The following is a 14,352-nucleotide window of genomic DNA, read 5'->3' as shown; positions in this document are numbered from 1 at the left end:
AAAAAACCGAACACCTAAAACCCAACACCAAACACCCAATAAAAAAATGACCATAAACATCATCAACAAATCACAACACGCATTACCGCATTACGAAACCTTGGCTTCTGCCGGAATGGACTTACGAGCAAATCTTGCAGAATCTGTCACGTTGGAACCAATGGACAGAGCCATCATCAAAACAGGATTGTTCATTGAATTGCCTATAGGTTACGAAGCGCAAGTGCGTCCACGAAGTGGTTTGGCTGCCAAAAAAGGAATCACGGTACTCAACGCGCCAGGAACTATTGATGCAGATTACAGAGGTGAAATCGGAGTGATATTGGTCAATCTCTCCAAAGAAGCATTTACCATTGAAAATGGAGAACGCATCGCGCAACTAGTCATCGCAAAACATGAACGTGCAGAATGGCAAGAAGTAAAAGAACTCTCGTCAACAGCAAGAGGCGAAGGCGGATTTGGAAGCACAGGAACGAAATAGATTTTTAGTAGTGAGATATGAGAATTGAGTATTGAGAAACCCAAACGTCACTTCGAGTGAATTTGCGGCTCATTGAGCCTGTCGAAATGAAGCAATTTTGTATCGAGAAGTACTATGAAGCTCAAAACTCAAAATGTAAAAGTATATTTAAAAAAGAAACCACAAAAAACGAATAACAAACAACAAAAAAACAACTTTTAAGAGCCAAGAGCCAAGAGCCAAGAGCCAAGAGCCAAGAGCCAAGAGCCAAGAGCCAAGAGCCAAGAGCCAAGAGCCAAAAAAGTTAAAAGTGATGAGTTAAGACGAATACACAAATTAACAAATCCACAAACAACGAATTACAAACAACAAAGAACAAAAAAATGAAAATAATAGTACCCATGGCAGGAAGAGGTTCACGCCTTCGCCCACATACATTGACCGTACCGAAACCATTAATCCCAATTGCAGGAAAACCAATTGTACACCGATTGGTATCTGACATAGCAAAAGTATTAGGCGAGCCGATAGAAGAAGTAGCATTCGTATTAGGTGATCCAGCATTTTTTGGCAATGATGTTGTGGAAAGTTTAACGGAATTGGCGGAAAGCTTGGGCGCGAAAGCAAGTATCTATCGTCAAGATCAGCCGTTGGGAACAGGACATGCTATCATGTGTGCGAAAGATTCACTATCTGGTCCAGCTGTAATTGCGTATGCAGATACCTTAATTCGAGCAGATTTTAATTTGGATAAAGATGCCGACGCAGCCATTTGGGTAAAGCAAGTAGAACATCCAGAAGCGTATGGAGTTGTAAAACTAAATGACAACAATGAAATTGTGGAATTGGTAGAGAAACCTGCGGAATTTGTTTCTGACTTGGCGGTTATCGGAATATACTATTTCAAAGATGTAGGCGTTTTAAAAGAAGAGTTACAATATGTGTTGGACAACAATATCATTCACGGAGGCGAATATCAAATCAACGACGGAATTAAAGGAATGATGGCAAAAGGACGTCGTTTTGTCACAGGAAAAGTAGACGAGTGGATGGACTGCGGAAATAAAAACGTTACGATAGAAACGAACGGAAAAATGTTAGGTTTTTTACAAGCGGATGGCGAAAAACTAGTAGCAGATTCTGCACAAATCATCAACTCAGAAATCATTGCGCCGTGTTATATTGGCGAAAATGTGGTGATTAAAAATTCAACCGTAGGACCAAATGTTTCTGTGGGAAATCATACACAACTAGAAAACGTAACTCTTAAAAATAGCTTAATACAGACGAATTCTAGCGTAAAAAATGCTAATTTAGACGAAGCTATGATTGGAAATCACGCCAAATTTGACGGAAGCTTTACCAAAATCAGTATTGGTGACTATTCAACCTTGGAATAATAATTGAAAGAAAATAATAGATGAAAAAATACATGTACATACTTTTACTCTCAGGAATGTTTACATTCATTCCTGTGTATGTACATGCGCAAGAAGAAGAAAGTGCTGAAATTTCGTTAGAAGAAAACATTGACGAATTTCAAGAACATTTCTTTGAAGCCTTGAAACAACGCGGTATTGAAAACTACGACCGCGCCGTAGATGCATTGTTAAAATGTGAAAAAATTGACGACAATGCCACGATTGCTTTCGAATTGGGAAAAAACTATTTTTCATTAAAAGAGTATGAAAAAGCCAAAGAGTCTTTTCAAAAAGCAGTCAACAAAAAGCCACAAAATCAATGGTATCTCACAGGATTATTCAATGTGCAAGTGAAAATTGGAGAACGTGAAGAAGCGATTGACACAGGAAAAAAAGTCATATTGTTAAATCCGCAATTTAGAGAAGAAGTTGCCAAAGTATATGTGGGCATGCAAGAGTATAAAAAAGCACTCAAACTGCTCAAAGAACTTGAAAAAAACGGCGGATTATCCTTTACAGCGGCTAGCATGAAAGAGATGCTAGAAATTCAGGTAAATCCTAAGAAAAAATCTGATGAAGAAGTTGCGGATGTCATCAAACAAACACCAAAACCTAGAGTACGTGGCGACGGAAAAATTATAGACCAAGTAAAAGATGCACTGCAAACCGAATCGTACGAAGCAGCCAATCGATTGGCAATGCAAGGCTTGGCAGACTTTCCTTCGCAGCCGAAATTGTATTTGTACAATGCGCAAGCATTAACTGAATTAAAGAAATATAAACAGGCGATAGAAATGCTAGAAATTGGGTTGGATTATATCATTGATGATGTTGCGCTCGAAAAAGAATTTTATCAAACTTTTGTAGATGCCTATAAAAAAATGGGCAACGCCAAAAAGGAAAAATTCTATCGTAAAAAAATTCAATAAACAGTCACAAGAACAAAAATTGAAACACTTGAAAAACAGCTTTCACATCTTTATTACAAGTTTTGTACTTCTTTTTATCGTTGGATGTAAATCGTCGCAAACGTTGGTGTCTTCTGGTGAAGTGGCAAATTTATCTGCAAAAAATATTATCAAAAATCATTATAGAAATGCTGTAAATTTTAATACGATTCGCGGCAAACTAAAAGTGGATTTTGATAACGGAAAAGAGCAGGACAATTTTACGCTGAATCTTCGCATGGAAAAAGACAAAAACATTTGGATAAGCGCAAAATTGGGTGTCGTTAAAATTCTCATCACACCAAAAAAAGTAAGCTTCTACAACAAGTTAGATAATACGTATTTTGAAGGTGATTTTGCTATCATCAGTAAATTTCTCGGCACACAACTCGATTTTGACAAAATACAAAATTTGTTGGTTGGTGAAGCGTTGTTCAATCTGAAAAATGAGCGATTCAACTCGCAAATCGTTGATAAAACCTATGCATTAACGCCAAAACGCGATATTGAATTATTCAAGCGTTTGTTCTTTTTAGATGCGTTTCATTTCAAAGTAAAAAAACAACAACTCGCGCAAGAAGAAGAAAACCGATTGCTTACGATTGAATATCCTGCATATCAAGAAATTACAGGGCAACCATTTCCACAAAACCTAGAAATAAAAGCCAAAGAAACAGAAAAAACAACGACTATTGCGGTAGAATATAAAAAAGTAACGTTCAACGAAAATGTGCGTTTTCCATTTAAAATTCCAAGCGGATATCGCGAAATAAAAATATAAGTGAAGTTAAAAATTAGCAAACATCTCTATCAAAAAGTCATTGTAGTCTTCCTATTATTGGTAAGTACTGCAAGCATGGCGCAGGAAGAAAAAAAGAAGGAACTGGAAGCCATGCGACTGCGTTTGCAAAAAGAAATTCAACTCATCAACAAACTGATTCGCAAAAACACGTCCAAAACAAAATTCATTGTGGAAGATGTGCAAAGTATCAATCATAAAATTCGCGTCAAGCGCGATTTAATCAAAATAATGAATCGTGAAACGAACTTACTCACGAGTCAAATCAACGACAATATTAAAAAAATAGGACAATTACGAAGCGATTTAACGAAGCTAAAAGAAGACTATGCTGAAATGATTCGTAAAACCTATAAAAGTCGCTCTCAGCAAAGCAGATTGATGTTTTTACTGTCGTCAGAAAGTTTCTTGCAAGCGTACAAACGTGTGCAATACATGAAACAATACGCGAACTATCGTAAAAGTCAGGGAGAAGCAATTGTGGCGCGAACCAACGAATTGCAAGAACTCAATAAAAAATTCTCCGAACAGAAAAAAGAAAAAGACGTGCTAATTGCTGAAAATCGCAAAGTGCAACAAGAATTGGAAAAAGAAAAAAAGCTTCAAAACGAAATGTTGGCTTCCTTGCGAAAAGACAAAAATAAATACGCCGCACAAGTCAAGAAAAAGCAACAACAAGCGGACGAAATTGATCGTCAAATCGATAAAATCATCCGTGATGCAATTGCCAGTTCCAACAAAAAAGCAGGAAACACATCAACGAGCAAAACATATGCGCTTACTCCAGAAGCCAAAGCTATTGGAAACAGTTTTGCTGCCAACAAAGGCAAACATATATGGCCAGTTTCCGAAGGCACCAAAGTGCGCGGGTATGGAAACTACCGCGATGTGGTAAATCCGAATGTAACGAGAGTTAGTAATGGAGTCATTATTGCTACCAACGAAGGCGAAGCAGTACGAGCAGTGTATGACGGAGAAGTTACGCGAATTTTCACCACAAACGAAGGCGTAAAATGTATCCTAATTCGTCACGGAAGTTACTTTACCACTTACTTCGGACTCAAAACGGTTTCGGTAATGACAGGCGATAAAGTCTCTAAAAAACAAGAAATCGGAAAGATGTACACCAACAAAAGCACAGGAAAAACCGAGTTAAAGTTTACAGTGTTTAAAAATACTACACGACTCAATCCTGAGAGTTGGTTGTATCGAATGTGATGCGCTCGTACGTCATGCTGAACTTGATTCAGTATCTCTCTGTGAAGTAGTTTTGTTCTGAGCAGGCAATTTTTTACTTAAAGAAGAACATAAAAAACGGACTTTATAAAGTCCGCTCTCACGTTAATTCTAAGCTGTACACATAGGACCGCTGCCAATAGGTGCAGGTTCCCAAGTATCAGTGTTGTTGCAACAGCTAGTGCCTCCTTGACACGGAGCCATAGTGCTTAATGTGCCATCATAGGATAAAATAGTTTCGTACGTCTTTCCTCCAAGAACTTCATGGCTTAAATTAGAAATGTTTTTCTTATTAAGCTGCAAGCCTTTCAAATGTTGTTTTTTCATAATTTCATTGTGTAAGTTATCTATCTCAAACTTACCTTTTACAATAAAACGATGACTCGTACAAAATGGATGATTTTACAATTAATTTTGAGATTTTTAAGCCGTTCACTGAATTTTAATGTGGACAATGTTCCATGACCAATGAACAATACAATCCGTAGCTGTCGTCACAACATTTCGTTCCGTTTTGACATGGTCCCATAGTGCTTAATAAACCATCAAAAGTTTCAACACCTTCGCGTCCCCCCAATTTTTTATAGCTCAAATTGGAAATACTTTTCTTGTTGAGTTCTAGACCTTTAAATTTTTGTTTTTTCATAATAGAATGTTTTAATATTAATACATTCAATATTAAAACTTAAAACAAAGCATCAACTCGTACAAAATGGATGATTTTTGAGAAAATAAAGCGATAAAATAAAAAAAGGTCTAATATCTAACAGCCAAAGGCGCGTCTAAAAGTCTGTGAGCAAAGCGAACTCCTATTGCTCAAACAAGGCTTTCAATTCTGTAGCTTCCGCAGGTTTCATCTTTCCAGCCAACACCAAACTTAATTGGCGTCTTCGCAAAGCACCTTCAAAACGTTCTTTTTCTAAATCGGTTTCTGGAATCAATTCTGGAATGCGTACTGGTCGTCCTGTGTCATCCACAGCAACAAAGGTATAAATAGCTTCATTCGCTTTGTCGCGCAAACCAGATTCGCGATCTTCAATCCAAACATCGATATAAATTTCCATTGATGAAGTAAATGCTCTAGAAATCGTTGCTTCTACTGTCACCACACTTCCCACAGGAATAGAACGATTGAACGCTACGTGATTCACAGAAGCCGTTACCACAATACGTCGCGAATGTCTACGTGCTGCAATACTGGCAGCTCTGTCCATACGAGCCAACAATTCGCCACCAAATAAATTATTCAACGGATTTGTTTCGCTTGGTAATACCAAGTCGGTCATAATGGTTTTCGACGATTTTGGATTTTTTGCTTCCATGAAAAAAGTTTTTGCAAAGGTACACAGATTCGTTTGGTGGCAAGCAAAAAATAAGAAGAATTCTAGCGAATATTCAATGCATCACAAAAAGGAAAAGAAACCGTATTTTTACTCGATAATCGAGGTTTATAATGCTCCAACGTTTGCGTCGAAAAGTTTTAATAACGTGAGTTCGACTTAAGAAATCACTATGCAATTCATAATTCACTGATAAATAACTAATTGTCCGTTCGAGCGCAGTCGAGAACAGCTAAGAATTGATAATTTCAAAGGAATCTCGACTGCGCTCGATTTGACATTGAGCATAATCTATTAGTAATCAGCTACATAATAGAATAGTTATATCGAACTCACGTTTAATAGTTTCTATAGAATACTTCGTAGACTTACTCCGAAGTAGTTGACTTAAAAAAAAGACTACTTTTACAAACAGTCTTAATCAAATATCTTTAAAAGTAGAATTTTTTATTTCGTAACAAGCAACCAAGCTTCTGGTGCCGTTTCTCGTTTAATTTTTGCCAAGGCGGTAATTGCTTCCGCTCGTGTAGAAAAACTTGCGTACGATACTTGATGCAATCCGTAGCGGTTTTTTCCTAACAACTCTGCATCAAAACCTGCTGCTTGCAATTGAGCGACTTTTTCGTGTGCATTTTCTTCAATTCGAAACGCGCCAGCGACTACGTGATAATTTTGAACTTCTTTGGCAACTTTCATCGTAATTGATGGTAATTCTACAGGATTTGTATTGAAAAAAGTTGCTTGCTGAATGTATTTATCAATGGATTTCTTTGCCTTTTCGTGTTCAACAACTTGTTGTTGTTCTTGTTGATTTTTACTGTATTCGTTAAATCCGAAAACACCAGCACTCAAAATAATAGCGGCTGCGGCTGCATACGTCCATGGAAAACGCTTACGACGTCTTTCTTCCACTATCGGTAATGGAATTGCCTCAGCAACTTCTTCTTCCAATACGGCAGGTGTCATATCTTCTATAATACGTTCAATTTCGGAAGAAACAAATGATGACAATCCAAAAGATGAGGTCAAATAATTCAGTTGGTACGATGGTTCAAACTGCATTTTGCCTTCTGCATTCAAATACAAATCGCCAATATTTTCGAGCGAAATAATTTCAGAATTGTTCAAACGCTTTTTCCAAGTATCCACGGCTGCTTTTACTTTTTGCAGTGTTGTTTCGTACTCTTCTTTCGTTACATCGGCAATATATTTTACCAACAAACCATCATTAGAAGCTAATTGTGCGTTGAACGATACTTCTTTGGTTGGCGGATAAAAGGCATTGGTAGTATGATGTACTTGCGCTCCTTTTCGTTGCGTTAAAAAAGCTCCGAAGTCAGGAATCGTCACACATTCATATCTATATAAAAGGTCGCTTATGTACAGTTCTAATCTCATCTAAACAAATTTAGAAAAAAATTGAAGCCAATAAAATATCTGCGGAAGTTTTTATTAACATTCAAAAATCTATTAACTTTAGTAGCTTAAAATGAAATGACTATGATTTCGGAAGAAGAACTACTGTATGCGCTTGCCTTACAAAAAACGGCGAAAGTTGGTGACATTATTGCGAAACGACTGATAAAATATTGCGGAAGTGCGAAAGCGGTTTTGCACGAAAAGAAAGCACAGTTACTCAAAATAGACGGAATTGGCACGAATATTTTGGCGGATTTAAAAAACACGTCAAATCTAAAAGCCGCCGAAAGTGAATTGAAATTTATTCAAAAAGAAAACATACACGCGCATTATTTTTTGGATGAAACGTATCCCGCGCGTTTGCAACATTGTGTGGATAGTCCGATAGTATTATTTCAAAAAGGAAATGCCAATTTGAATGCTTCTAAAATGATTAGCATTGTAGGCACGCGAAAAGCCACGAATTACGGAAAGGAATTTTGTGAAGAATTGATTGCGAGTTTATCGCCGTTGCAACCGACAATTGTCTCAGGTTTTGCGTATGGAATTGATATTGTAGCGCAACGAGCCGCGATTCAAAATAACATACCGACGATTGGTTGTTTGGCGCACGGTTTGAATCAAATATATCCCAAAGCGCATGCACGTTATATGAAATCGGTAGAAAAAAATGGTGCTTTTGTGACCGATTTTTGGAGTTCGTCCAATCCTGATAGAGAAAATTTTTTAAAGCGAAATCGACTTATTGCTGGAATGTCGCAAGCGACTATTGTAATTGAATCTGCCGAAAAAGGTGGAAGCTTGGTAACAGCACATATTGCCAATTCGTACAATAGAGATGTTTTTGCAGTGCCAGGAAGAGTAGGCGATTCGCAAAGTATTGGTTGTAACAATCTCATCAAACAGCAACGCGCGCATATTTTAACTTCGCCGGCTGATATTGTATATTTATTAGGTTGGGAATTGGAAGCAGAAACGCATCTACCTGTGCAAAAACAGTTATTTGTCGATTTAACTCCCGAAGAAACCATCATTCATTCGTATTTACAAGAAAAAGGACAAAGTTTGCTAGACAGTATTGCGCTTGAATGTCAATTTCCGATTCATCAAATCACGCCCATATTGTTACAATTAGAAATGAAAGGTGCTGTAAAACCTTTGCCTGGAAAATTGTTTGAAGCGGTATAAAATTGAAGTTGACTTAAAAAAACTATATTTATAAAAGAATCACCAATTACTTTAGTTATGAAAACGCTCTCTTTTTGCATTGCTTTATTTAGTATGAGTTGTGTGTGGAGTCAAATACAATTGAAAGGACTCAACACGCCTAAAACCACCATTCACATTAGTGCGCAAACGCCTGTAAAAGATCAAGGAAATGGAAATACCTGTAGTGCTTTTGGTATTGCTGCAGCTTTAGAAACTCTGCCCAATATGCCCAAAGACATTAGTGAAAATTTCTTGTATTCGTCACAAAAGTACGAACAGTTTGAAGCGGAAACGGGTGTGACAAGAGGAAGTTTTCTCAAGTCGTACATCATGTCGCTGCCGAAGTATGGAATTTTAACCGAAGCAGAATTGCCGTATCCAGACATTCCTGCAGGCAAGTGGAATGATAACGATTCGGATGTTGTCAAAGCTTTAAAAGAATCGACCACAGGACCAGTTTCGTTTATTTACAAATACAAATCGAAAGCTAAATTGTTGACGTTACACGCGTACGAATATTTGGGACAAGTAGAAAGTAAAAATGTAGCACATTTAAAGTATTTATTAGACAATGGCGTAAAAGCAATTCCTGTTTCTTACGAATTGTATGTTCCAGGTTGGAATAAGTTTCAAGACACCAAATACAACACCATTACGCCTGATGCGGGTTATGGAATTTTGATGAAAGACGGAAGCTTTCAAAAATATTCAGAAATAAAAAAGCAATTGCCTGATTTGAACACACGCATCAATAATAGAACTGTTACGTTTTTAAGAACAGTAAAACCAACTCCAACCTACAATCCGTATGGCGGTCATGTGGTGACTATTGTTGGTTACGATGCAGAAGGATTCATCATCAAAAATTCTTGGGGAGCCGATTGGCGTTATTTCGGTTACGAACGCATCAGTTTCGATTACCACGAAATATTTGCCTACGAAGCTTTGGTTTTTAAGCGCGTGACTTTTGCAAAGTAATTACCTAGTTCGATGAATGGAAAGTGTCTTGTTGCTTTTAATTATATGAAAAACAAACGATTGTCATTTCAATCGCAGTCCAAAACACTTTGAAATCATAGGCATCTCGGTAGCTTCGCTCGGTATCTACGATAATGCTCGATGTGACATTAGCGTAAGTTAATAAAAATTAGAATCATAGATCAAATTTTAAATCGAACATAGGTTTAATTGACCACACTAGACACTATTCATTTGTAAGAAACTAACAAGCCCAAAGCGACAGCGTATCTAAAAGCAAAGCGATCCAGATTCTAGATTCTAAAATCTAATACCCAACTTTCTTTCGAACTCTAGCGAGTACTTCGTTGGCAATTTTATGTGCTTTTTCGGCACCAATCGCCAAAGCTTTGTCTATTTCGTTTTTGTTTTCTATGTAATGATTGAAACGCTCGCGTTGTGTAGCAAATTTTTCAACAATCAATTCAAATAAGGCTTGCTTGGCATGTCCGTAACCATAATTTCCACCCAAATAGTTTTGACGCATGGTAGCAATTTGCGCTTCGTTTGCTAGCAACTTGTACAGCGCAAATACATTATCTGTATCAGGATCTTTTGGGTCTTCCATCGGCGTGCTATCCGTTTTGATGCCCATAATTTGCTTACGCAATTTTTTATCGGTTTGAAAAATATCAATCACGTTATTTTTACTTTTGCTCATCTTAGAACCATCCGTTCCAGGAATTAGCATGGTATCTTCTTGAATTTTGGCTTGAGGTAATACAAACGTTTCTCCTAGTTTTTCGTGAAAACGCGAAGCAACATCACGTGTAATTTCTAGGTGTTGTTCTTGGTCTTTTCCTACAGGAACAATCTCTGCATCATACAACAAAATATCTGCCGCCATCAACATTGGATAGGTAAACAAACCAGCATTGACATCTTCCAAACGATCGGCTTTATCTTTAAAACTATGTGCCAATTTCAAACGATTGTATGGAAAAAAGCAATTCAAATACCAAGAAAGTTCGGTTACTTGTGGCACATCACTTTGACGGTAAAAAACAGTTTTATTGATGTCTAATCCAAACGCTAACCAAGCGGCTGCAGTTCTATAGGTGTTTTCTCGTAACGTTTCTCCATCTTTAATCTGCGTAAGCGAATGCATGTCTGCAATAAACAGGAAAGAATCATTCGCTGCATTTTGAGCCATTTCGATAGCAGGAACAATGGCTCCTAAAATATTTCCTAAATGTGGCGTTCCTGTGCTTTGAATTCCTGTAAGTATTCGTGCCATTTGTCGTGTCTAATTATGAAATTTTGACAAATGTACTTCATTTATCAAGAATTTTTTAAAAATTACGGGACTACATTCATAAAAATATTTTTTGAATGCATTTTCGAAAGATTAGTGTATTTTTGGCGTCGATGTTAGCTTTTATTAAAAATATTGGAAGAATTTTTTGGCGCGCTTGGTTCTACCTTTTAGTGCTGATTCCTATACTTATATTTTTCCCAATTTTGTTGCTTTTTACCATGAGTGAAAAGACCTATCCGCAGTTTTTTTGGATTGCCAGAAATCTGTGGGCACGTCCAATTTTATTCGGAATGGGCTTTTTCCCAAAGTTCAAACGAGAAGCCAATATTGTAAAAGGAAAAAGCTATATGCTGATTGCCAATCACACGAGTATGACAGATATTATGTTGATGCTGGTCGCTTCTAAAAATCCGTTTGTGTTTGTGGGAAAAAAAGAGCTCTCTAAACTGCCAATTTTTGGTTTTTTCTACAAGCGAACTTGTATTTTGGTAGATAGAGGAAGCGCGCGAAGCCGAAAAGCGGTGTACGACAGTGCGCAAGAGCGTTTGAAACAAGGTATGAGCATTTGTATTTTTCCAGAAGGTGGCGTTCCAAAAGAAGATATTGTGTTAGACAATTTTAAAGATGGTGCATTTCGCCTAGCAATAGAGCATCAAATCCCGATTGTTCCGATGACCTTTGCGGATAACAAACAACGTTTCCCGTATGACGTTTTTAAAGGTTCTCCAGGTCGCATGCGCGTTACTATTCATCCATTTATGAACACAGAAGACAAAGAAGTTGCAGATAAAAAAGAAATGAGTGAAGTCGCTCGTGAGTTGATTTTTAAGGAATTGACGGCGTATGGGATTTCATAAAAAAACCGCTTTCCTAAACCACTAAGAAAACGGCTTTTGATAAACATCACTGCTTTTAAAGGTATGATGGCATACCCAACCAACTAAAAAACTAAAACCTAAAACTGACTCCTGTATAAACGCCTACTGAGTAAGGATTAAAGTTGCCAGAATTTCCTGAAAATGTATTTAACTGATATTTTAACATCGGTTCTACGTTGAACTCCAATTGGTCAGAGAATTTGTAATCTATTCCCAAACCAATGTTTGTGCTAAAACTTATGTCATTTACATTGGTAGCTTCTCCCAGTTCTGTTAATAATTCAGGAGAATCTAATATGATACTGTTATCTGTTAAGAGCAGTGTACTTACACCGCCAATCACATTAATTCCTATTTTTTTGTCTACAACTGCGTACTTCACTTCTACGGGAACTTCCACAAAACTCATGCGCTGACGTAAATCGCCTTCAATTTGTTTTTGAAATATAGACGATTCTGTTGTTGGCAATTGGTATTGCGAAAATGCTTCACTCGTCGGCGCTTCTCTGTCTTTAATATCAAACGACGCATTGTTGGTGCGAAACTGAATGGTTGTCACCGCAGGACCATCAATAGAAGGTACAACGGCAATATCTTTAGTGCTATAGCTATAATCCACACGGTGAATTCCTGAGCGAACCGTCAATCGTTTTGACACATCGTACCCAACATTTACACCATAACTCAAATTAATATCTCCAGTTTTGGTATTGTCTTCAAATGTTTCATGAATTGGCGAACCGTTTCCAAAGGTATTGTAATATACAGGCGACGCATTTGGCGAAACTGTCCAACGGCTAAATGGCACTTCAGCAACATCCGTTTTTTCGTTTTCCAAATCATGTAAGTCGTTGATGACTTCTAAAATAGATTTTCCTATTTTTTCGTCTTTTTTTACTTCTGCAACGGCTGTTTCTGTAGTTTCTGATGTTTCATTTTTCTCCGTAATATTTTGAGCAATGGCAGATTCTGTAGTATTTGTAACTGCGTTTGTATTGGCATTTACGTTAGAAGAATTCTTGTTTTCTGTATTTGAAAGCTCTTTGTGTTCACTATTTTTTTGATTGTCGGCAACAGCATTTTTCAACTCTATTTCGCCAGACACATAATCGCCTTTGCCGTTTATCTTATAATTCTCACCGTTATAACGCTTTCTTTTTTCACGAATTTTATTGGCATCATTGGTTGCATTCGTAACTGCATTTTCAGTGTTTTTCAGCGTTTTCTGTTGTGTTAAATTGGCATTGTTATCACGATTAGTTACAGAATTTTGCGAATTGCTACTAGAATTATCTTGCTGAGCCACACCATTTTGCAAAGCATTTCCTTGAGTCGTTGTGCTGTTTTGTTGTTTTTGAATCGAGTTTTTATTATTTCTAACTGAATTATCGTCAGCAATTTGCTCTTTGTTTAGCAACTCATTTTCTGGAATTGTAGTATTTTCCTCTTGAGATGAATGTTGCGGTACATTGTTGTCGGTTTTTGTTAGCTGAGTATCGTTTTTGATTCCGGTAGTATTTTCATCAGAAGAATTTTTCTTTTCCGTTTTGGTAATGGTGTTTTTGTTGTCGTTAATGCTTGAATCATCATTGTTAAAAATACTATTTCCAACAACAAATAACAGCGCAATTGCGGCTGCGATTCCTGCAATTCTGTACAACCAAGGTAAAAATACGATACCTTTTTCGTCTTTCTCAGCTTCTTTTTCGTCTAACTTATCTGAAATTTTATTCCAAAGTTCGGGGTCGGGTGTAGCCTCAAAATCTTTGAAACGATTTCGAAAGAAATTATCTATATTATGTTGATCACTCATTTATGGCGATTTTTTTTTTAAACGATTCTACTTTTTGCTTCAAAATCATTCGTGCGCGTGCCAAATTTGACTTTGAAGTTCCTACTGAAATTCCTAACATTTCAGCAATTTCTTGATGCGAATAATCATCAAGCACATATAAATTAAAAACCAATCGATATCGATCGGGCAATTCTTGAACGATGTTTAATAAATAATCTAAAGAAACATCTTCTTCGTATATAGTTACGGACTCTTCTTTGAGCACACGTTCATTCACAACCTCAAAAATACCTTTGTTTCGATACTTTTGAAGCACCGTATTTACGGTAATTCTTCGCAACCAACCTTCAAACGAGCCTTTAAAATTGTACTGACCAATTTTTTCAAAAATAACCATAAAGCTATCTTGCAGATTGTCTTCCGCTTCAAGCTTGTTCCGTGAATACTTTAAGCTTGTAGCGTATAGTTTTTTTGAGAATTCTCTATACAATTGTGCTTGTGCATCGCGGTCATTGTTCTTGCAATTATGTATGAGTTGTTCTAAACTCACTCGTTTTGTTGGTTTTAGTAGCC

General features: G+C 37.0%; 15 protein-coding genes. 8 read left to right on the top strand and 7 right to left on the bottom strand.

Annotated elements, in window-relative coordinates:
* Positions 1-46 precede the first annotated feature (46 nt).
* The 5 genes from dut (at position 47) to C8N46_RS12905 (ending at position 4,845) form a co-directional block, all read left to right on the top strand.
* Positions 47-481, top strand: a complete 435-nt coding sequence (dut, locus tag C8N46_RS12925) for a dUTP diphosphatase (RefSeq protein WP_108115331.1) — start codon at positions 47-49, stop codon at positions 479-481.
* Positions 482-843: 362 nt separating this feature from the next.
* Positions 844-1,860 (top strand): sugar nucleotidyltransferase, encoded by a 1,017-nt coding sequence (locus C8N46_RS12920; RefSeq protein ID WP_108115330.1) that lies wholly within the window; start codon positions 844-846, stop codon positions 1,858-1,860.
* A 20-nt stretch (positions 1,861-1,880) separates the two neighbouring features.
* Positions 1,881-2,810 (top strand): tetratricopeptide repeat protein, encoded by a 930-nt coding sequence (locus C8N46_RS12915; protein ID WP_108115329.1) that lies wholly within the window; start codon positions 1,881-1,883, stop codon positions 2,808-2,810.
* 28 nt (positions 2,811-2,838) lie between these two features.
* A complete protein-coding gene (locus tag C8N46_RS12910) occupies positions 2,839-3,609 on the top strand; it encodes a DUF4292 domain-containing protein (protein WP_245896851.1) in 771 nt (256 codons plus the stop codon).
* Positions 3,610-4,845: a murein hydrolase activator EnvC family protein gene (locus C8N46_RS12905; protein ID WP_108115328.1), complete on the top strand. Its 1,236-nt coding sequence runs from the start codon at positions 3,610-3,612 to the stop codon at positions 4,843-4,845.
* A 129-nt stretch (positions 4,846-4,974) separates the two neighbouring features.
* Here C8N46_RS12905 and C8N46_RS12900 read toward each other — a convergent pair whose 3' ends face one another.
* The 4 genes from C8N46_RS12900 to C8N46_RS12880 form a co-directional block, all read right to left on the bottom strand.
* On the bottom strand, positions 4,975-5,166 hold the full coding sequence (locus tag C8N46_RS12900) for a hypothetical protein (protein ID WP_146169818.1): 192 nt from the start codon (positions 5,164-5,166) through the stop codon (positions 4,975-4,977).
* Between the two features lie 139 nt (positions 5,167-5,305).
* Positions 5,306-5,509: a hypothetical protein gene (locus C8N46_RS12895; protein WP_108115326.1), complete on the bottom strand. Its 204-nt coding sequence runs from the start codon at positions 5,507-5,509 to the stop codon at positions 5,306-5,308.
* 163 nt (positions 5,510-5,672) lie between these two features.
* The gene (locus tag C8N46_RS12890) at positions 5,673-6,185 is read right to left on the bottom strand and encodes an acyl-CoA thioesterase (protein WP_108115325.1); all 513 of its coding nucleotides are present in this window, start codon (positions 6,183-6,185) and stop codon (positions 5,673-5,675) included.
* Between the two features lie 465 nt (positions 6,186-6,650).
* Positions 6,651-7,601 carry an HU domain-containing protein gene (locus tag C8N46_RS12880; RefSeq protein WP_108115323.1) on the bottom strand — a complete coding sequence of 317 codons (951 nt, stop codon included), beginning with the start codon at positions 7,599-7,601 and terminating at the stop codon, positions 6,651-6,653.
* Positions 7,602-7,706: 105 nt separating this feature from the next.
* On the opposite strand from C8N46_RS12880, the gene dprA reads away from it, so the two are divergent.
* Together dprA and C8N46_RS12870 are read left to right on the top strand one after the other, a co-directional pair.
* Complete coding sequence (dprA, locus tag C8N46_RS12875; protein WP_170110089.1) at positions 7,707-8,810, top strand: DNA-processing protein DprA; 1,104 nt, start codon at positions 7,707-7,709, stop codon at positions 8,808-8,810.
* Between the two features lie 57 nt (positions 8,811-8,867).
* Positions 8,868-9,809, top strand: coding sequence for a C1 family peptidase (locus C8N46_RS12870; RefSeq protein WP_108115321.1), 942 nt, complete (start codon positions 8,868-8,870; stop codon positions 9,807-9,809).
* Between the two features lie 307 nt (positions 9,810-10,116).
* On the opposite strand, the gene trpS is transcribed toward C8N46_RS12870, so the two are convergent.
* A complete protein-coding gene (trpS, locus tag C8N46_RS12865; protein ID WP_108115320.1) occupies positions 10,117-11,085 on the bottom strand; it encodes a tryptophan--tRNA ligase in 969 nt (322 codons plus the stop codon).
* Between the two features lie 131 nt (positions 11,086-11,216).
* Here trpS and C8N46_RS12860 point away from each other — a divergent pair, with 131 nt between their 5' ends.
* On the top strand, positions 11,217-11,963 hold the full coding sequence (locus C8N46_RS12860) for a lysophospholipid acyltransferase family protein (protein ID WP_108115605.1): 747 nt from the start codon (positions 11,217-11,219) through the stop codon (positions 11,961-11,963).
* Positions 11,964-12,054: 91 nt separating this feature from the next.
* On the opposite strand, the gene C8N46_RS12855 is transcribed toward C8N46_RS12860, so the two are convergent.
* Both C8N46_RS12855 and C8N46_RS12850 read right to left on the bottom strand, forming a co-directional pair.
* Positions 12,055-13,797: a hypothetical protein gene (locus C8N46_RS12855; RefSeq protein WP_108115319.1), complete on the bottom strand. Its 1,743-nt coding sequence runs from the start codon at positions 13,795-13,797 to the stop codon at positions 12,055-12,057.
* Complete coding sequence (locus C8N46_RS12850; protein ID WP_108115318.1) at positions 13,790-14,329, bottom strand: RNA polymerase sigma factor; 540 nt, start codon at positions 14,327-14,329, stop codon at positions 13,790-13,792. The genes C8N46_RS12855 and C8N46_RS12850 overlap by 8 nt, the downstream gene beginning before the upstream one ends.
* Positions 14,330-14,352 lie beyond the last annotated feature (23 nt).

The sequence above is a fragment of the Kordia periserrulae genome (assembly GCF_003054265.1).
Taxonomy (GTDB): Bacteria; Bacteroidota; Bacteroidia; order Flavobacteriales; family Flavobacteriaceae; genus Kordia; species Kordia periserrulae.
This window is presented reverse-complemented; position numbering and strand designations above follow the sequence as displayed.